General features: G+C 73.6%; 17 protein-coding genes. 8 read left to right on the top strand and 9 right to left on the bottom strand.

Annotated features, from left to right (window positions below; all coding sequences use genetic code 11):
• The coding region (locus FXF52_RS35785) for a HupE/UreJ family protein (protein ID WP_148804048.1) at positions 1-949 on the top strand (949 nt) is incomplete at its 5' end.
• Positions 950-983: 34 nt separating this feature from the next.
• The gene (locus tag FXF52_RS35790; protein WP_148804050.1) at positions 984-5702 is read left to right on the top strand and encodes a PQQ-binding-like beta-propeller repeat protein; all 4719 of its coding nucleotides are present in this window, start codon (positions 984-986) and stop codon (positions 5700-5702) included.
• An 88-nt stretch (positions 5703-5790) separates the two neighbouring features.
• Here the strand turns inward: FXF52_RS35790 and FXF52_RS42105 are convergent, their stop codons facing one another.
• Positions 5791-5952, bottom strand: a complete 162-nt coding sequence (locus tag FXF52_RS42105; RefSeq protein WP_187413914.1) for a hypothetical protein — start codon at positions 5950-5952, stop codon at positions 5791-5793.
• A gap of 2 nt (positions 5953-5954) precedes the next feature.
• Between FXF52_RS42105 and FXF52_RS35795 the strand changes: the two genes are divergently transcribed.
• Positions 5955-6284 (top strand): transposase, encoded by a 330-nt coding sequence (locus FXF52_RS35795; RefSeq protein WP_148804074.1) that lies wholly within the window; start codon positions 5955-5957, stop codon positions 6282-6284.
• Between the two features lie 748 nt (positions 6285-7032).
• Here FXF52_RS35795 and FXF52_RS35810 read toward each other — a convergent pair.
• From FXF52_RS35810 to FXF52_RS35820, 4 genes are all read right to left on the bottom strand, one after another.
• The gene (locus FXF52_RS35810; protein ID WP_148804052.1) at positions 7033-7845 is read right to left on the bottom strand and encodes an isocitrate lyase/phosphoenolpyruvate mutase family protein; all 813 of its coding nucleotides are present in this window, start codon (positions 7843-7845) and stop codon (positions 7033-7035) included.
• Entirely contained in the window at positions 7842-7991 is a 150-nt protein-coding gene (locus FXF52_RS42110; RefSeq protein ID WP_187413916.1) for a hypothetical protein, read from the bottom strand. The genes FXF52_RS35810 and FXF52_RS42110 overlap by 4 nt, the downstream gene beginning before the upstream one ends.
• A gap of 276 nt (positions 7992-8267) precedes the next feature.
• Positions 8268-9014 carry a helix-turn-helix transcriptional regulator gene (locus tag FXF52_RS35815; RefSeq protein WP_148804054.1) on the bottom strand — a complete coding sequence of 249 codons (747 nt, stop codon included), beginning with the start codon at positions 9012-9014 and terminating at the stop codon, positions 8268-8270.
• Between the two features lie 76 nt (positions 9015-9090).
• Positions 9091-9624, bottom strand: coding sequence for a 2'-5' RNA ligase family protein (locus FXF52_RS35820; RefSeq protein ID WP_148804056.1), 534 nt, complete (start codon positions 9622-9624; stop codon positions 9091-9093).
• Positions 9625-9681: 57 nt separating this feature from the next.
• On the opposite strand from FXF52_RS35820, the gene FXF52_RS35825 reads away from it, so the two are divergent.
• The gene (locus tag FXF52_RS35825) at positions 9682-10110 is read left to right on the top strand and encodes a nucleoside deaminase (RefSeq protein WP_255472722.1); all 429 of its coding nucleotides are present in this window, start codon (positions 9682-9684) and stop codon (positions 10108-10110) included.
• Between the two features lie 5 nt (positions 10111-10115).
• On the opposite strand, the gene FXF52_RS35830 is transcribed toward FXF52_RS35825, so the two are convergent.
• Both FXF52_RS35830 and FXF52_RS35835 read right to left on the bottom strand, forming a co-directional pair.
• Entirely contained in the window at positions 10116-10721 is a 606-nt protein-coding gene (locus tag FXF52_RS35830; protein WP_148804058.1) for a DNA-binding response regulator, read from the bottom strand.
• The gene (locus FXF52_RS35835) at positions 10718-11911 is read right to left on the bottom strand and encodes a sensor histidine kinase (RefSeq protein WP_148804060.1); all 1194 of its coding nucleotides are present in this window, start codon (positions 11909-11911) and stop codon (positions 10718-10720) included. The genes FXF52_RS35830 and FXF52_RS35835 overlap by 4 nt, the downstream gene beginning before the upstream one ends.
• A gap of 133 nt (positions 11912-12044) precedes the next feature.
• On the opposite strand from FXF52_RS35835, the gene FXF52_RS35840 reads away from it, so the two are divergent.
• Together FXF52_RS35840 and FXF52_RS35845 are read left to right on the top strand one after the other, a co-directional pair.
• Positions 12045-12878 carry a hypothetical protein gene (locus FXF52_RS35840; RefSeq protein WP_148804062.1) on the top strand — a complete coding sequence of 278 codons (834 nt, stop codon included), beginning with the start codon at positions 12045-12047 and terminating at the stop codon, positions 12876-12878.
• Between the two features lie 61 nt (positions 12879-12939).
• Positions 12940-14676: a DEAD/DEAH box helicase gene (locus FXF52_RS35845; protein ID WP_148804064.1), complete on the top strand. Its 1737-nt coding sequence runs from the start codon at positions 12940-12942 to the stop codon at positions 14674-14676.
• A gap of 40 nt (positions 14677-14716) precedes the next feature.
• Here the strand turns inward: FXF52_RS35845 and FXF52_RS35850 are convergent, their stop codons facing one another.
• Positions 14717-15181, bottom strand: coding sequence for a MarR family winged helix-turn-helix transcriptional regulator (locus FXF52_RS35850; protein WP_148804066.1), 465 nt, complete (start codon positions 15179-15181; stop codon positions 14717-14719).
• Between the two features lie 57 nt (positions 15182-15238).
• On the opposite strand from FXF52_RS35850, the gene FXF52_RS35855 reads away from it, so the two are divergent.
• A complete protein-coding gene (locus FXF52_RS35855; protein ID WP_148804068.1) occupies positions 15239-15724 on the top strand; it encodes an SgcJ/EcaC family oxidoreductase in 486 nt (161 codons plus the stop codon).
• Between the two features lie 119 nt (positions 15725-15843).
• Here FXF52_RS35855 and lon read toward each other — a convergent pair whose 3' ends face one another.
• Entirely contained in the window at positions 15844-18180 is a 2337-nt protein-coding gene (gene lon / locus FXF52_RS35860; protein WP_148804070.1) for an endopeptidase La, read from the bottom strand.
• Positions 18181-18424: 244 nt separating this feature from the next.
• Between lon and FXF52_RS35865 the strand changes: the two genes are divergently transcribed.
• Positions 18425-18658, top strand: a 234-nt coding sequence (locus FXF52_RS35865) for an Lsr2 family protein (protein WP_148804072.1), incomplete at its 3' end; no start/stop codon positions are given.

Below are 18658 nucleotides of genomic sequence, written 5' to 3' on the forward strand. Positions count from 1 at the left end.
GAGACCGGACGCGGTCGGCGTGGACGGCGCGGCCGCCGACGTGCCGACCGAGGTGCGGCGCAGTTCGCTGGACGCGCACGCGAGCGACGTGGCGGCGTACGTCGGCGGGCGGCTGCGGCTGAGCCGCGGCTCGATTGGGTGCACCGCTGAGGACGACGCCCGCGTCGAACTCGCCGACTCCGGCAAGGTGCGGGTCGGGCTCGCCTACGACTGCCCGGCGTCCGGCGCGCTCACCGTCCGCAGCGACATCTTCCGCGCCTCCGACGGCGTCATCGACGACACCACCACGATGGTGGCCTACGACATCGACGGCCGCCGCGGTTCGACGTTGCTCGACACCGCCCACACCAGCGTCACGTTGGGGCGCACCGATCTGCTCAGCGAGATCCCGCGGTTCGTCCTGCTCGGGGCGGAGCACCTGTTCTTCGGGCTCGACCACGTGCTGTTCCTGCTGGCGCTGCTGCTGGGCGCGAAGCGGCTGCGCGACGTCGTCGAGGTCGCCACGGCCTTCACGATCGCACACTCGGTGACCCTGGTGCTGGCCGCGATCGGCTGGGTCAGCGTGCCCGGGTGGATCGTCGAGCCGCTCATCGCGCTGTCGATCGCGTTCGTCGCGGTCGACAACCTGCTCTCGCCGAGGACGAGCCACCGGCTGCCCGTGGTCTTCGGCTTCGGGCTGCTGCACGGGCTCGGCTTCGCGGGCGCGCTCAGCGTCGACGGGCCACTGTCGGCCTCGACGTTGGCCGACCTGGTCTCCTTCAACGTCGGCATCGAACTCGCCCATTTGACGATCGTCGCGCTCGCCTTCCCGGCGCTGCTGTTCCTGCGCAGGGCCGCGACCACGCCGGTCGCCGCTCGCGTCCTCACGCTCGGCACCGTCGCGGCGACCGTCGCCGTCGCCGGTGCCGGTCTGGTCTGGTTCGTCGAACGCTCCCCGCTCCTGACCTGACACCCACCTCTCGCCCCCCACCTGAAGGATCCCGATGTCCGTGTTCCCCTGGACACGCGCGCGCCTGCGCGTCGTCCTGTACATCACCACGCTGGGGCTCGCCGCCAGCGTCGTGGTGGGCCCGCTCACGTCGTACGCGGCGACCGCCATCGACCCGCCGGAGGCCACCGTCAGCGGCGTCGTGTACGCCGACGTCAACGGCGACGGCCAGCGCAACCCCGACGAGGTCGGCCTGGCCGGCGTGCGCGTCTCCGACGGCAAGGTCGCCACCACGACCGCCGCCGACGGCTCCTACTCGCTGACGATCTCCACCGACCGTCGCAAGACGGACATCGTGTGGGCCGGCCAGCCGCGGGGCTACCGGTTCGGCCTGGACCAGTACAAGGAGCCGAGGTTCTGGGCCAACCTCGGCCAGCTCGCCGACGACGCCACGCCGACCGCGGACTTCGCGCTCGTGCGTGACGACCTCTCCGACGGCGACACCTTCTCCTGGGCCAACATCGCCGACCCGCACGTCAACGCACAGCTGCCCGACCAGATCCGCGAGATCAACTCCACGGGCACCGACCTGCGCTTCATCGCGGTCAGCGGCGACCTCACCAACGACGCCAGCCAGGGGCAGTTTGACACGTATCGTCGCGGCACCCAGCAGTCGGCCGTCGGCGTGTGGCCGGCCGTCGGCAACCACGAGTACGCGAGCGGGTCGGCGTACGCGGACAAGATCGACAACTATCGCAGGAACGTCGGTCCGGAGTGGTACTCGTTCAACTACGGCAACCGGCACTTCGTGGTGCTGGAGAACAACGGCTCGGCGCCGTTCGACGAGGAGCTGAACTGGCTCAAGGACGACCTCGCCGCGAGCGTTCCGCTCGACGACGACCCGACCAACGACATCGAGGTCGTCGTTCTCACCCACCAGCCGATGAACGTCCCGTTCGGCTCGCCGTCGACGTACGACGCCTTCGGTGACGTGCTTGAGCACTACAAGGCGCAGCTGATCCTGGTCGGCCACGAGCACTCCAACCACGTCGAGAACCACTCGGCGTTCGCCTCGACCGCCAAGCACATCCAGACCGTGTCGAGCTCCTACACGATCGACAACGCGCCGCGCGGCTTCCGCTACATCCACATGGCGGGTCCGGGCTTCGACAACCCGTTCCGGATGTACGGCGAGAACGAGCACCTCACCATCGTCAGCCCCGCGCCGGGCTCGAAGGTGCCGGCCGCGAAGTTCCCGGGCATCCAGATCAACGCCTACGACACCGGCGACGAGGTCGTCTCGGCGCGCTACCGGATCGCCGGCGACAACAACTGGATGCCGCTGCACCACAGCGGCGAGTTCACCTGGCAGAGCAACCTGCCCGACAGCCTGCAGACGGTCGGTGAGCACAGTATCGACGTGAAGGTGGTCGACGCGGCGGGCAAGACCTGGACCAAGTCGGCGGACTTCACCCTCACCGACGAGCCGGCGCTCAAGCCGGTCGCCGGCGGTGACTGGGACCAGCACCACGGCAACGAGGCCCACTCCGGTGTCGCGCCGGCGCAGGAGGCCGGCCGCCGCCTGGCCTGGAGCTTCCGCACCAGCGGCACCTTCCTCACCGGCTCGCCGGTCATCCACGACGGTGTCGTCTACGCGGGCACCCGCGACGAGAACGGCGACGGCAACAGCCGGATCCACGCCGTCCAGCTCAAGAACGGCAAGGAGCTGTGGAACTTCGAGGTGCCGCAGTCGATCCACGGCAGCCTCGCCTACGGCGACGGCCTGATCTTCGCCCCGACCCTAGGCTCGGAGCTGTACGCCGTCGACGCAGTCACCGGTAAGCTCCGGTGGAAGGCGGTCCCGGAGCAGGCCCCCGCGCCGAACAACCAGCGCACCTACGGCTACTACTCGCCGGCCGTCTCCGGCCACACCGTGCTCTGGCCGTACCAGACCCGCTACGGCATCGGCAGCCAGGGCGTCCTGAAGGCGCTCGACACCAAGACCGGCCAGGAGATCTGGGCCTCCCCGATGTCGGGCAACCAGATGAGCGACGGCACCCCCGCCGTCATGGGCGGCACCGTGTACGTCGGCAACCAAACCGCCGACCGCGTGCTCGCCTACGACCTGGCCACCGGCGCCCGCAAGTGGACCGGCACCGAGTCGCTTGGCAGCTGGCAGGACGGCGTACCTACCGCCGCCGAGGGCAAGGTCTTCATCGGCGCCAACAACGGCATCGCCGCCCGTGACGCCAACACCGGCAAGACGCTGTGGACCTACCGGAGCTCACGCTCCTCGCTCGTCTCGAGCAGCTCGACCCCGAGCGCCGCGGCCGTCAAGGACGGCGTCGTCTACATGGGCTTCCCGAGCGGAGCCGTCGTCGCCCTCGACGCCCAGACCGGCAACGTCTTCTGGGAGCGGGTCCTGCCCGGCGACATCTACCACGGTGGCGTCATGTCCAGCCCGGTCGTGGCCGGCGACACGCTCCTTGTCGGCGCCAACAACGGCACGTTCTACGCCCTGGCCACCGACACCGGCCAGATCCTGTGGAGCCACGAGATCGGCACCTGGGTAGGCGCTGGCCCGGCCGTCAGCGGCAACACCATCGTGACGGGCGCCTGGGACGGCAACCTCTACGCCTACGTGCCGGGCGGCGAGTCCGCGCAGCGCTGGGCGACCGTGACCGGCACGGTCAGCGACCCGGAGACGGGCGCTCCGCTCGCCGGCGCGAAGGTCACCGCCGTCGCCGCCGGTCAGGACACCGCGGTGACCAGCACCGACGCCCGAGGCCACTACCGGATCGGCCTGCCGGCGTCGACCTGGACCGTCACGGCGGCCAAGCGCGGCCTGATCGCCGATGAACGCTCGGCGGCCAGCGTCACGGTCGGCACCACCGGCAACGCGACGGCCGACCTGAAGCTGATCAAGGTGACCCACCCGGTCGCCGGCAGATCGACGTACGCGCCGGACTACGGCAACGGCAGCACCCGCACCGACGTCGTCACGGGCAAGGAGTACTACTACCTGGCCAACGACAAGATCCGGGCGTCCGTGACGCCGTACGCCGCCGGCGACAACGGCGTCGGCGGCAACAACGGCGTCGGCGGTCTGGGCCAGGGCGCGCTGTCGGACCTCATGCTCAACGACGCCAACGGCGCCGAAACCCTCGACTGGGGCGAGATGCTGCTGCGTCCGAGCCTCACGCCGCCCGACTCGTGGGACCGGCCGAACGACCAGCTCGACCTGCCCGACCTCACAGTCGACGGCGCCGCCGTCGTCGGCAACGGCCAGTACCGGGCGAACCCGGCCATCAAGGCGCAGGTCCGCTACGAGACCCTGCCCGACGCTCCGATCGTGAAGATGACGGTCAAGCTGACCAACACCGGCACAACGGCCTACCAGGGCTACTTCAACTACATGATCGACCCCGACAGCTCGGTCGACAACGGCCGGATCCCCGGCTTCAGCGGCATCAACCCGGGTCTGAAGACCTCGGGCTGGACCGGGAACTACGTCTACGTCGGTGCTGACGCGGCCACTACCAACGGCCAGGCCGCCCACGGTCTCGCGTGGGCACTGGACACGCCGACCGCGGTCGGTGCATACGGCTACATCGAGGGTCTCTACTACGACGCCACAATGGCGCCCGGTGCCACCAAGCAGTTCAGCTTCTACCACCTGACCGATTACGCGACCGCCGGTGGCGACCCCACCCGCAACATCGCGACGTGGGCCGACGAGATCGACCTGCACGACGCGGCCGTCCCGGACGCCGCTCGCGCAGCCGGCACGATCACCGCGGCCGGCGCCGCCGTCTCCGATGTCCGGGTCGCCGTCGAGCAGGCCGGCACGGTGGTCGCGACCACGAGCACCGACGCCCAGGGCAAGTACCTCGTCAAGGCCCCGACCGGTCACTACGACGTCCGGGTGTCCAAGCTGGGCTATCAGACGGCCACCGGCAGCGTCACCGTACCGGCGGCGGGCAGCGGCGTCGCCGACGTCGCGCTGAGCCCGGTCACGGTCGAGGCGAGCTACGGCAAACAGATCGGCGCGGGTCTGGTCGAGGCGGGCTACGGCGACGTCATGCTCGAGAACGACAAGCTCTCGATGGCGATCGCCGACACCTACAACGACTCGCAGCTCTCCGGTGGCACCCGCGGCAAGCCGGTCGACATCGCCGTCCGCGGCATGGCCGACCAGTTCGACTGGTTCAACCTGCCCTACGTCTCGGCGACCCAGCCGACCGGCGGTAGCGCGTGGGACATCCGGTCGGTGGCGGCAACCGACGTCCAGATCGTCCAGGCGACCGGCGACAAGGCCGTCGTCCGGGTGTCCGGGCCGGTCAAGAGCTTCACGGGTCTGACGGCCACGACGACGTACACGATGAAGCCGGGCGACAACTTCGCCACGGTCTCGACGGAACTGAGCAACTCCGGCTCGGCTCCACTCAGAGTGTGGACCGGTGACGCGATGGACCACGACGCGGCCGGCCAGGCCAGCGTCATCCCGGGCGCCGGCATCGTGACGCCGGGTGCGACGGCGGCGTACGCCCCGACCAAGCCGTACATCGGCATGACCGGCACCGACCCGCAGGTCTTCGGTCTCGTCTACGGCACGCCGGCCAGCGCCTTCGACGTCTACGCCGCCGGCAACTGGGTGATGAGTCGGTTCAACGTCGACGTGCCGGCGGGTGGCTCCTACACCCTCACCCGCAAGCTCGTCGTCACCCCGGGCACCGACGCGGTGGGCATCCTCGACGGCGTCCCCGCGCCGTAACGCACACCATCCCACCGCACGGGGCCGGCCCGGACTCCAACCGGACCGGCCCCGTGCGCGAGCCGCCAGAACAATGCGGCGGGTCGCGTCAGGTGGACTCCAGCACCACGACGGTGCACGGGCCGATCGTGATCGACTGCCGCGCGGCCAGCGGCGTTCCCAGGCCGACGGCGGCGTCGGCCGACAGCACGACGACCCCGCGCCGGGCCCAGTCGTACTCGGGCAGCACGATGTCGAGCGGCTCGGCCACACCTGGCTGATTTCGCGCTTCGCCAAGGTCACCGGTATGCGGCTGTGCTGGTCGACGTCGATAGCCGTCGGCCGGTCGACGTGTTACCCGACCAGGAAACAGCCACCCTCGCCGCTTGTCTCAGGCGGCACCCCGGCGTGCAGGTCATCTGCCGGGATCGCGCTAATGCCTATGCCGAGGGCGCCCGGCCTTGCGCCACCCCTGGACCGGCCGGTGCTGTTCCTCGGCTACGCCGGCATGACCCTGTCATCCTCAAACCGGCCTACGTACACATCCAACGTCATCATCCGCAGCTCGGCGAAGGGGTTCAGTGGCGGTCGACTGGCCGTTGACGGCCACGCAGCAGCGGGAGCTGCGGGCGTTGTCGACGCGGGCGGATCACCTCATCGAGTTTCGTCAACGACTACCGGTGGGGTGACCTGAAGGGTGACCCGCGGGAGTGGATGCAGCGCTACTTCGACGCGTTCCTGTATCTGGCGAACTGGGGGACGCACCGGATCGCGTTGCGGTTGCCGGTCGGGGTGCTGGACCCGGGCACGGCCGCGGAGTACTGCGTCGGGGAGTCCGCCTGTTCGTGGGCGACCCGCACGCACGTGATCGTTGACCTGCACAGCGAGGACGAGGACGGCGACGAGGAGTACGACGGCGTGGGCCACCTCGCCGCGATCCTTCCCGCGCGGGCGGAGTTGGCCGCCGGTGATCGGCGGGTTTTTTACCTTGCGGGGGCGCTGGGGGGGGAGGATCCGGCGGTCGGGAAGGGGGGGTGCGGCCCCGGCGCCGGGGTCGTGTCCGTCCTCCCCGGGGGGGGGGGGGGTGCGGGGGTGGGGGGGGGGGGGGCGGGGGCGGCGGGGGGGGGGGGGGGGGGTGGGGGGGGGGGGGGGGGGGGAGGGGGGGGGGGGGGGGGGGGGGGGCGGGGGCGGGGGCGGTCGGCGCGACGGCGGGCCCGGGCTGCTGGCCGGGGCTTCGGCTGGGCACTCGCATGATCGGGTCCCCTCTCCAGGCGGACACGGCGTGATTGCACCTGGACCCACCGTAAGCACCAAAATCGGAGTGCTTCCGAACAATCCTCCTATCTCCCCTCTAAGGGGCCTCAACGGTGCGGCCGTGTCCTAACCGCCCGGTCAGGTCCTGCACCCACGCGTACGAGGGCGCGGCGGGCAGGCCGGCGTCCCGGCCGGCGCGGACGGCGTCGGCGAGGTGCAGCGCCGCGCCCAGCGCGGCCCGGAACAGCAGGGAGCCGGTGCTGACCCGGGCCACCCCGAGCCGGCCCAGCGCGGCCAGGTCCGGCCCGCCCGGCCGGTGCAGCACGTTCAACGGTCGGCCGGCCTCGGCCGCCAGCAGCCCGATGGTGTCGTCCGGCGCACCGGGCACGAAGAACCCGTCGGCGCCCGCCTCCCGGTACGCCCGGGCCCGCCGCAGGGCCTCGTCCAACGGCTCCGGCACCCCCAGCCACCAGGCGTCGGTCCGGGCGTTGACGAAGAGCGCCGGCGCGGCGGCCTTCACCGCGGCGACCTTGGCGGCGGTCAGCTCCGGCGGCGCGAGAGTGCCGTCCGGCCGGCCGTCCTCCAGGTTCACCCCGACCACCCCGAGGGCCGCCAACTCGGCGACGTAGTCGGCCACGGCCCCCGGGTCGTCACTGAAGCCGCCCTCGACGTCGACGGTGAGCAGCACTGGCAGGTCGCGCAGCCGCCGCGCGAGGTCGAGGTTCTCCACCCGGGTGGCGCCGGTCCCGTCCGGCTTGCCGCCGGCCGCGGCGACCCCGAGGCTGGTGGTGCCGATCGCCGGGTGCCCCGCGGCGGCGAGGGCGGCGGCGGAGGCGTGGTCCCAGGCGTTGGGCAGCAGCACCGGCCGGCCCGGCCGGTGCAGGGCGTGGAACGCGGCATGGTCGCTCATCGGACGGTCACCTCGATGCTCGTGGGAACGCGAAGGGTGGGGTGCGGGGCGTACCGGACGCCGGCGTCGGAGGGATGGCAGCGGCGGCGCAGCACGTCGACCACCCCGGCGGCCAGGGCCAGCGCGGCGCGGCGGGCACCACGCACCGCGGATCGGTCAGCACCGCACGAACGTCGGCGTGCCGGGTGACCACCCAGCCGCCGTCGACGGGTACGGGCGGCCCACAGGCAGGTGTGTCGGGCGGGGCGGGCATCGACGGCCAACTCATCCCCCGACCGTAGGCCCGCCTCCCTTCGGCCCCCGCCGAACCATCCCACCCACCGCACCCCGCCGATCCTCGGTTGATCATGAGGTTGGCGGCGATGTGGATCTCCATCACCGCGGCCAACTTCATGATCAACGGGGGCCGGGGTGGGGTGGGGTCAGGCGCGGGCGGGGCCCGTGGGGTGGGAGGGGACCGGGGCCAGGGTGGCGGGGTCGAGGCCGAGGGCGGCGGCGAGGGCGGGGCGACCGGCCGGGGTGAGGCGGATCGCGCGGCCGGTGCCGCGTATCGTCCAGCCGAGGTCGAGGAAGCGGGCACAGAGGGCCGCGCCGAGCGCTCCGGCCAGGTGCGGGCGGCGCTCGGTCCAGTCCAGGCAGTCGCGGACCAGCGGCCGCCGGCCGGCCCGCAGCGGCTCGACCGGCACGCCGATCCCGGCCAGCCACGCCACGCCGGCCGGGGTGAGCGCCAGGCCACCCGTCCGGTCCAGCACACCGCGGTCCAGCAGCGCGTCGTGCATCAGCACCCCGAGCCGGCCGGCCAGGTGGTCGTAGCAGGTCCGGGCGTACGCCAGCGCGACGCCGGCCGACGCGGCGCGCAGCGTGCGGGGCGGGGCTGGCGCAGCGGGCGCGTGCCCGGCCAGGTCCTCGATGAGCTGGGCCACCGACGGGCCGGCGAGGCGGACGTACCGGTGCCGGCCCTGCCGTTCCTCGACCAGCAGCCCGCCGTCCACCAGCCGGGTGAGGTGATCGCTCGCCGTGGAGGGCGCCACGCCGGCGGTCCGGGCCAGTTCCCCCGCCGTCCAGGCCCGCCCGTCCAGCAGGGCCAGGCAGAAGCTGGCCCGGGTGCGGTCGGCGAGCAGCGCGGCGAGCCCGGCCAGGGGCCGGCCGTCGGTGCTGGTGCTGGTCATCCACCCATGCTGACACGGGCACGGTTCGGCGCCGACCGGACGATCCGGCGCGCCCGGCCGCGTCCGGCCTGCCGGTTCAGCCGGCCGGGCGTGGGCAGGCGGAGGTCAGGCCGGTGGTGGCGCGGGTGTCGCTGTCGTAGCTGCGGGCCGTCACGAACTCCCCGGCGGGGCGGTCGATGCCGGCGACCGCCCGGGCCCGGCGGCGGTCGGCGTCCCGGAACCGCAGCGCCAGACTCAGGTGCGGGATCCAGCGCCCCGGCAGGTGCCACGGGCGCGGGCCGGGCGCCCCGGCGAGCACGTCCCAGACCGCGCCGTGCAGGGCGAGCAGTTGCGGCGCGGGCCGGACCAGCCAGACCAGCGGGGCGCTCCCGTCGAGCACCGCCACCCGGTCGAGGCGGGCGGGCAGGGGCAGCGCCGCGTCGCAGAGGTCGGCGAGGCGCTGCTCGGCCCCGGGTGGGAACTCGTCGACCGAGGCGAGGGTCAAATGCGGCCGGTTGGTGGGGTGGGCGTTGCGGGCCAGGCTGGGCAGCCCGGCCTCGGCCAGCCGCCGCCAGGCCGCCCGTACCGCCTCCTCCAGCTCCGGCGAGCAGAGCAGTTCGACCGTACGCACGCCGTCAGGCTAGTCGCGGACGGTGTGTCGGGACGCCCCGTGGGGAATGCCCACCGGATGAGCGTGCTGACCGAGACCGACGAACGCCACCTCCGCCGGGCCATCGCCCTTGCCGTCGCCGCCCGGGACGCCGGGGACGGCCCGTTCGGCTCGTTGCTGGTCGACGCCGACGGGCGGGTGCTGGCCGAGGAGGTCAACACCGAGCACACCGACGACGACATCACCGCCCATCCGGAGCTGAAGCTGGCCCGGTGGGCGGCCCGGCACCTGGCCGCCGACGCGGCGGCCGTCGCGACGATGTACACCAGCTGCCAGCCCTGCGGCATGTGCGCCACCGCCATCGAGCGCTCCGGACTGGGCCGGGTGGTGTACGCGCTCAGCACCGAGCAGTTGGCACAGCTGCGCCCGGGGCCGCCGCCCACGCCGGTGGCGTACGCCGGTCCGGCGTTGCCGGAGGAGGCGCGGGTGCCGGTCGAGGCGGGCTGAGGCGCTCACAGCCAGCCGGCCTCGCGGGCGATCCGGACCGCCTCGGCCCGGTCGGCGGCGCCGAGCTTCTGCACGCAGGCGGCGAGATGGTTGCGCACGGTCCCGGCCGCCAGGTGGGTACGCCGGGCGATCACCGCGACCGGGGTGCCGTACTCGGCCAGGCGCAGGGTCTCCAGCTCCCGGCCGGTCAACGGACAGTCGGGCAGGGCCAGCGCGTCGGCGGCGAGCGCCGGGTCGACGTACCGGGCCCCGGAGTGGACCCGGCGGATCACGTCGGCGAGCGCCCCACCGGGTGCGCCCTTGGGCAGGAACCCCCGGGCGCCGGCGGCCAGCGCCGGGCGCAGGTGGCCGGGGCGGCCGTGACCGGTCAGGATCACCACGGCGCAGCCGGGCAGTACGCGGGCGAGTTCGGCGGTGGCCTGGATCCCGCCGGGCGGCGGCATCTCCAGGTCCAGCACGGCCACGTCCGGTCGGTGCGCCAGCGCGGCCGTCACGGCGGCGCGGCCGTCGGCGGCGTGCGCGACGACCTCGAGGTCCGGCTCCAGGTCCAGCAGGGCCGCGAGGGCGAGCCGGATCAGCTCCTCGTCGTCGGCGAGCAGCACCCGGATCACGAGGGCACCGGCAGGGTGGCCACGAGGCTGAACACCCCGTCCTCGGTACGGGTGCGCACGGTGCCGCCGGCCGGGGCGAGCCGGTCGGCCAGCCCGCGCAGGCCGCCGCTGCGCTCGTCCGGGCCGGCGCCGCCGGCGCCGTCGTTGCGTACGGTCATCGTCACCAGGCCGTCCTCCCGGGTGATCTCGATCCGGCACCAGTCGGCCCGGCTGTGCCGCAGCACGTTCGTCCCGGCCTCCCGCAGCACGGCGGCCAGGTCGGCGGCGACCGCCGCGGGCAGGTCACCGTCGGGCGGCACCACGGTGCAGCGCACCCCGCTGGTACGCAGCACCTCACCCACCGCGGCCACCTGCTCGGCGAGGTCGACGGTCCGGTAGCCGTGCACGGCCTCGCGTACCCGGTGCAGGGCGGACCCGGCGAGCCGCTGCACCTCGGCCGCCTCCCGGCCGGCGCGGGCGGCGTCGACCGGCGCGAGCCGGGCGGCCAGTTCCGCCTTCAGCGCGATCACCGTGAGGTCGTGGCCGAGCAGGTCGTGCACGTCCCGGGCGAAGCGCAGCCGCTCCTCGGCGGCGGCCAGCCGGGCCCGGGCGGCCTGGCCCTGCCGCGCCTCGACGAGCAGGTCCCAGAACCACACCTGCACCCAGGTGACCGCGGCGACCCCGGCACCGACGCCGCCGGTGATCAGCAGGGAGTCGCGCGCCGGCAGGCCCGCCCATCCGGTCAGCGCGACGGAGCCGGCGAGCACCGCGGCCGCCCCGGCGGCGGCGGCCGCCGGCCGGAACAGCAGTGGGAACAGCCCGACCAGTGACGCGCCCAGCCAGGCCCAGGTCGGCCAGGTGTCGGCGGCGACCGGCCCGACGAGCGGCACGCTCAGCATGGCGGCCACGGCCAGCGCGGCGTGCCGGCGGCGCCGCCGGTCGCCGGCGAGCCAGGGGGTGACCGCCGCGTGGACCACACCCGCCTGGGCGGCGACGAACGCGAGGAGCCCGACCGCGCCGACGGCCAGCCGGACCGGGTCCGGCTGGCGGGCCAGCCCGACGCCCGGCAGCAGCAGGGTGGCGCCGAGGTTGGTGGCCAGCGACGCCAGGGTGAGCTGCCGGGCCCGGCGCAGCCGGCGGTCCGCCGCCTCGACTCCAGCCGCCAGGCCCCCGTCCAGTCCGGGATGAAGCGGTTGCGCCGGGGCCGTCATGCCCGCCGATCCTAGGTGCGATGCCCGTCGGGTTCACCCCGCGGAATGTCATGGCCGCACCGTGCGGATCGCACGACTTTTCCGTGAGCTGCGCGCCTGTCGCCCGGGCGGCCGGTCCGGGCACGGTCAGGGCATGACGGAGACGACGGCACGCGTACCCCGGAGATCCGACCACGACGGCCGACGGCTGGCGCGGCACCTCGCCGAGATGGTCGCGGCGATGCTGGTGGGCATGCTGCTGCTCGACCCGGTGTGGCGGGCGGGTGCGGCGGTGCTGGGCGGCGGGGACGTCCTCGCCCGGGCGGACGTGGCGGCGCTGCTGATGGCGACGGACATGGCGCTCGGGATGGCCGCCTGGATGTGGCACCGGGGTCACGGACGCGCGGCCACCGTGGAGATGGTGGCCGCCATGTACGTCCCGTTCCTGCTGCTGCTCCCGCCCTGGTGGGCCGGGCTGCTCGGGGACCACGGACTGACGCTCGGCGGCCACCTGCTGATGCTGCCGGCGATGGTGCTGGTGGCGCTGCGCCACCGCCACGCGCCCCCGGCCCGGCCGCGCCGGCACCCGGTCGTCGTGGCCCTGGCGCGCCGGTGGCCGACCGGGCTGGCCCTGCTGATGACGCTGGACCTGTGGTTCGCCCCGGCCGTGCTCGCCCCGTGGACGCTGCTGGTGCTGCCGGCCGGCTACCTGCTGCTCGGCACCGTACGCCGGCAGTGGCGCGACCGGCGGGTCCTCGCGCTCCAGCTCGCCGGGCTGGCCGGCTGGGGCGGGCTGGCGGCGGCCGCCCTGGCGGGGCCGGACGGCGTCGCCGGCGCGCTGGTGGCCGCCGGCTGGCTGGGGCACGCCGCCTGGGACCTGGCGCACCACCGCAACGGCCGGGTGGTTCCCCGGGCGTACGCGGAGTGGTGCGGGGTGCTGGACGCGGCGGTGGGGATCACCATGGTGCTGGCCCTGCTGCACGGGTGAGCGGATCGCCGGTGTGCCGGTCGCCGCGCCGGCCCGTCGGTGGTGATGAAAGGCTTATGGCATGAGTTCCGCACCAACGCCGACCGGCCCCGCCACCCCTGCCGACGCCGACCCGGGCACGTTCGCCGACCTCGGGCTGCGCCCCGAGCTGCTGCACGCGCTGGCCACCCTCGGCTACGAGGAGCCGACGCCGATCCAGCGGGAGGCGATCCCGCCGCTGCTCGCCGGCGAGGACCTGCTGGGCCAGGCGGCGACCGGTACGGGCAAGACGGCGGCCTTCGCCCTGCCGCTGTTGCAGCGGATGCCGGACGAGCGGACCGGCGGCGATCCGGTGGCGCTGGTGCTGGTGCCCACCCGGGAGCTGGCGGTGCAGGTCTCCGAGGCGTTCCACCGGTACGGCAAGGATCTGGGCGCCCGGGTCCTGCCGATCTACGGCGGCCAGCCGATCGGCCGCCAATTGCGCGCGCTCGACCTGGGTGTGGACGTGGTGGTGGCGACGCCGGGCCGGGCGTTGGACCACATCGCCCGGGGCACCCTGCGGTTGGGTTCGCTCGCCACCGTGGTGCTGGACGAGGCGGACGAGATGCTCGACATGGGCTTCGCCGAGGACATCGAGGCGATCCTGGAGCACGCCCCGGCGGAACGGCAGACGGTGCTCTTCTCGGCGACCATGCCCGCCCGTATCGACGGGCTGGCCCGCCAGCACCTGACCGATCCGGTGCGCATCCAGATCGAGCGGGAGCGGCCGGTGGCCGGCGCGGCACCCCGGGTGCGGCAGAGCGCGTACCTGGTGGCGCGGGCGCACAAGCCGGCGGCGCTGGGCCGGGTGCTGGACGTGGAGTCGCCCACCGCGGCGATCGTGTTCTGCCGCAGTCGGGAGGAGGTGGACCGGCTCACCGAGACGATGAACGGCCGGGGTTACCGGGCCGAGGCGCTGCACGGCGGGATGAGCCAGGAGCAGCGGGACCGGGTGATGGGCCGGCTGCGGGCGGGCACCGCCGACCTGCTGGTGGCCACCGACGTGGCGGCCCGCGGCTTGGACGTCGAGCAGCTCACCCATGTGGTCAACTACGACGTCCCCTCGGCCCCCGAGTCGTACGTGCACCGGATCGGCCGGGTGGGCCGGGCCGGCCGGGAGGGCGTGGCGATCACCCTCGCCGAGCCGCGCGAGCATCGGATGCTCAAGACCATCGAGCGGGTCACCGGGCAGCGGATCTCCGTCGACAAGATCCCCACGGTGGCGGACCTGCGGACCCGGCGGCTGGAGCTGACCCAGGCGGCGCTGCGGGAGTCGCTGCTGGAGGACGACCTGGAGCCGGTCCGGGCGATCGTGGAGTCGCTGACCGACGAGTTCGACCTGATGGAGGTGGCGCTCGCCGCGGTGCGGCTGGCGCACGAGGCCACCCTGCCGGGCACGGCCGACGAGGAGGAGGAGATCCCGCAGGTCGCCGTCCGACCGCACCGGGAGGCCCGACCGGCGTACGAGGGCCGGGAGCGGCGCGGTGGGCGCCCCCGTGGGGGCGGCACCACGCAGGTCTTCATCGGGCTCGGCCGGCGCGCCGGGGTCCGGCCGCAGGACCTGGTCGGGGCGATCACCGGGGAGACCCGGGTCAGCGGCCGGGACATCGGCTCGATCGAGATCGCCGACCGGTTCTCCCTGGTGGAGGTGCCGTACGCGGTCGCCGACGAGGTGATCCAGGGGCTGCGGGGCAGCACCATCAAGGGCCGCAAGGCCACCGTACGCCGGGATCGTGACATCGACGGCGGCGACCGCCGCGAGCGCCGCGACCGCCGCTGACGGCCGGCCGGGGGCGGCGGGCGGGTCCGGCCGGGTGGCTTCAGCGGCTCGTTTCCCTGGCTACTCGCTCGGCGTGTTCCTGCTGCACGATCCGGGCGGTCGAGAGGAAATCGAGGATCGTCTCCAGCTGCCCGCTGTCGTACCGGGCCAGGGCGCGCAGGCCGGCCTCCCCCACCGGGCGATAGATCGTCCGTTCGGCGGCCCGGGCCGACTCGGTCGCCTCGACGAGCACCCGGCGCCGGTTGTCGGCGTCCCGGGTACGCGCCACCAGGCCGGCCCGTTCCAGCCGGTCGATGACGGTTGTGGTGGCCGCCGGGCTGAGCCGGAGCTCGGCGGCGAGCTCACCCGCGGTGACCGGTCCGGCACCGAGGACGACATCCAGGGCCCGTAGGTCGGTTCGGTTGACGCCGATCCGAGCTGCGGCCGCCTCGTCGAAGGCGTCGAAGCTCTGCTGGAGGAGTCGGATCTCCCGGGCCACCCGGTACGCCAGGTCACTTTTCGACATTCGAAACTTTCTGCTAGCTTAGATTTCGATAGTCGAACTGTATCAGGAGGCGTGGCCATGACCGAGCACGACCGCAGGGCAATCCAGCAGCTCTTCGACCGGCTGCTGCAGGCCTGGACCGACAACGACGCCGCTGCATACGGCGCCTGTTTCACCGAGGACTCGGACTACGTCTCCTATGACGGCACCCGGGCGGTCGGTCGGGCACCGATGCAGGACGCGCACGACCGGCTCTTCCGCGGCGTACTCGCCGGGTCGGCGCTGGTCGGCCAGGTGGAGTCGATCCGCCTGTTGACCGCCGACGTGGCGATCGTGCACGGCACCGGCTCGGTACTGATGCCCTGGCGGTCCCGACTGCCCCGACGCCGACTGTCCCGGCAGACCCTGGTCGCCGTCCGTACGTCCGCCGGGTGGCGGTTCGCCGCCCTGCACAACGGTCGGGTCCGCCCGATCCGGATCCCCGCTCCCGGCTCCGCTCCGGCCCGGCTCTCCCAGGCGATGGGGCGCTGCGCGCGGCGACTCGGGCTGGGCCGCGTCGCGTGATCGTCGGTCGGCGGACCGGACGGCAGCGGCCCCTGCCACCCGGTGGGTGTCAGGGGCCGCCGTCGATGGGCAACTCGTCGGCGCGCAAGGCCTGTTCGGACCCCGCCCGCTGACCGCGCTCAGGCCGCGGCGAGCGGCTGACCGCCGAGGGTCTCCGCGTCGACGTCGGCGGGGCGCAGCGCCAGGGCGAGCACGTCGGCGACGTCGGCGAGGGTGTGGATGGTCAGCGCCTCGCGCACCTCGGTGGGGAGGTCGTCGAGGTCCGGCTCGTTCCGCTTCGGGATGATCACCTCGGTCAGGCCGGCCCGGTGGGCGGCGAGCAGCTTCTGCTTCACGCCGCCGATGGGCAGCACCCGGCCGGAGAGGGTCACCTCGCCGGTCATCCCGAACTCCGGACGGACGGGCCGGCCGGTCACCAGCGACGCCAGCGCCGTGACCATGGTGATGCCGGCGCTGGGGCCGTCCTTGGGCACCGCGCCCGCCGGGAAGTGCACGTGGATCCGCCGCCCGGCCAGGGCGTTCGGGTCGATGCCGAGGCGCCGCCCGTTGGAGCGCAGGTACGACAGCGCGATGTGCGCGGACTCCTTCATCACGTCGCCGAGCTGGCCGGTCAGGGTCAGCCCCGGCTCGCCCTCCATGCTGGTCGCCTCGATGAAGAGCACGTCGCCGCCGGCGCCGGTCACCGCCAGCCCGGTGGCCACGCCCGGCACTGCGGTCCGCTCCGCCGACTCCGGGGTGAACCTCGGCCGGCCCAGGTAGCGGGCCAGGTTGTCGGTGTCCACCCGGACCGGAGTCGGGTCCGCGGCCAGCGTTACGGCCACCTTGCGCAGGATTTTGGCCAGCGCGCGTTCGAGCTGCCGGACGCCGGCCTCCCGGGTGTACTCCCCGGCGATCCGGGCCAGGGCCTCGTCGGCGACCGTCACTTCGTCAGCGGTCAGTCCCGCTCGCTCCCGCTGCCGAGACAGCAGGTGGTCCCGGGCGATGGCCACCTTCTCGTCCTCGGTGTAGCCGTCCAGGGTGACCAGCTCCATCCGGTCCAGCAGCGGGCCGGGGATGGTCTCCACCACGTTGGCGGTGGCCAGGAAGAGCACGTCGGACAGGTCGAGGTCGACCTCGAGGTAGTGGTCCCGGAAGGTGTGGTTCTGCGCCGGGTCGAGCACCTCCAGCAGGGCCGCCGCCGGGTCGCCGGCATAGCCGACGGCCAGCTTGTCGACCTCGTCGAGGAGCACGACCGGGTTCATCGAACCGGCCTCGCGCAGGGCGCGGACGATCCGGCCGGGCAGCGCGCCGACGTAGGTGCGCCGGTGGCCGCGGATCTCCGCCTCGTCGCGGACGCCGCCGAGGGAGACCCGGACGAAGTTGCGCCCGAGGGCCCGGGCGATCGACTCGCCGAGGCTGGTCTTGCCGACGCCGGGCGGGCCGGCCAGGGCGAGCACCGCGCCGGAGCCGCGTCCGCCGACCACGCCGAGGTTGCGCTCCGCGCGCCGGTTGCGCACCGCCAGGTATTCCAGGATGCGGTCCTTCACGTCGGCCAGGCCGGCGTGGTCGGCGTCGAGCACCGCGCGGGCCGCGGCCAGGTCGGTGTTGTCCTCGGTACGCGTGTTCCACGGCATCTCCAGCACCGTGTCCAGCCAGGTACGGATCCAGCCGGCCTCCGGCGAGGCGTCGCTGGCTCGCTCGAGCTTGCCGACCTCGCGCAGGGCCGCCTCGCGGACCTTCTCGGGCAGGTCGGCGGACTCGACCCGGGAGCGGTAGTCGGCGGAGCCGTCCGGCTCGTCCTCGCCGAGCTCCTTGCGGATCGCGGCGAGCTGCTGGCGGAGCAGGAACTCCCGCTGGGACTTCTCCAGGCCTTCCCGGACGTCGCTGTTGATCTGCTCGGTGACCTCCTGCTCGGCCAGGTGGTCCTTCACCCAGCCGACCAGCAGTTCCAGCCGGGCGGTGACGTCGGGCGCGGCGAGCAGTTCGGTCTTCTGCGCCAGGCTGAGCCAGGGCGCGTAGCCGGCCGCGTCGGCCAGCTCGGACAGGTCGGTCATCCGCTCCATGGCGTCGATGACCTGCCAGGCGCCGCGCTGCTGGAGGACCGAGGTCATCAGCGCGCGGTACTCGCGGGCGAGTTCCCGGGCCCGGCCGGCCGGGGCGGGTTCGTCGAGTTCGGCCGCCTCGACCCAGAGGGCGGCGCCCGGTCCGGGCACACCGGAGCCGATCCGGGCCCGGGCGAGGCCACGGACCACGGCGGCCGGCTCGCCGCTGGGCAGCCGACCCACCTTCTCGATGGTGGCGATCACGCCGACGGAGCCGTACTCGCCGTCGATGCGGGGCACGGCGAGCAGCTTCTTGTCGCCGCTGGCGCGGGCCGCGTCGACCGCGGCCTGGGTGGTCGGGTCGAGGGTCACCGGGATGACCATGCCCGGCAGCAGGACTGCGTCGGTCAGGGGAAGTACCGGAAGAGTTGCCATCGAACACCTGCTATCACGTTGGGTTGAGCGTGTAAGACTCAAGTTACAAACCGTACCCCTTGTTCCGGGTTGTGACCCACGCCACTCATTCGCGGCCGCGCCCCGCCGTACACAGGCCCGGGAGAGCCATTCCGGGGCGGATTAGCCGACCCGCCGAATGGCGAAGGTCCGGTATTGTTGCGAAATTGCCGCGCCATACGTCAAACTCTTAGCCACACCCCGCCCGACACAGGGAGCAATGGCGATGGCAAGGAAAGTAATCACCGTTCTGACCGACGACCTCGACGGCGGAAAGGCCGATCGGACCGTCGAGTTCAGCCTGGACGGCGTGGCGTACACGATCGACGTCTCCGACGAGAACGCGGGCGTCCTGCGCAAGGCCCTCGACCCGTTCATCACCGCTGGCAGGCGGATCGGCCGCGGGCCGGTCGAGGCGGGGCGCGCGGCGCGCCGGACGATCCGTCCGGCCACCTCTGGA

The organism is Micromonospora sp. MP36, assembly GCF_008119785.1.
Taxonomy (GTDB): domain Bacteria; phylum Actinomycetota; class Actinomycetes; order Mycobacteriales; family Micromonosporaceae; genus Micromonospora.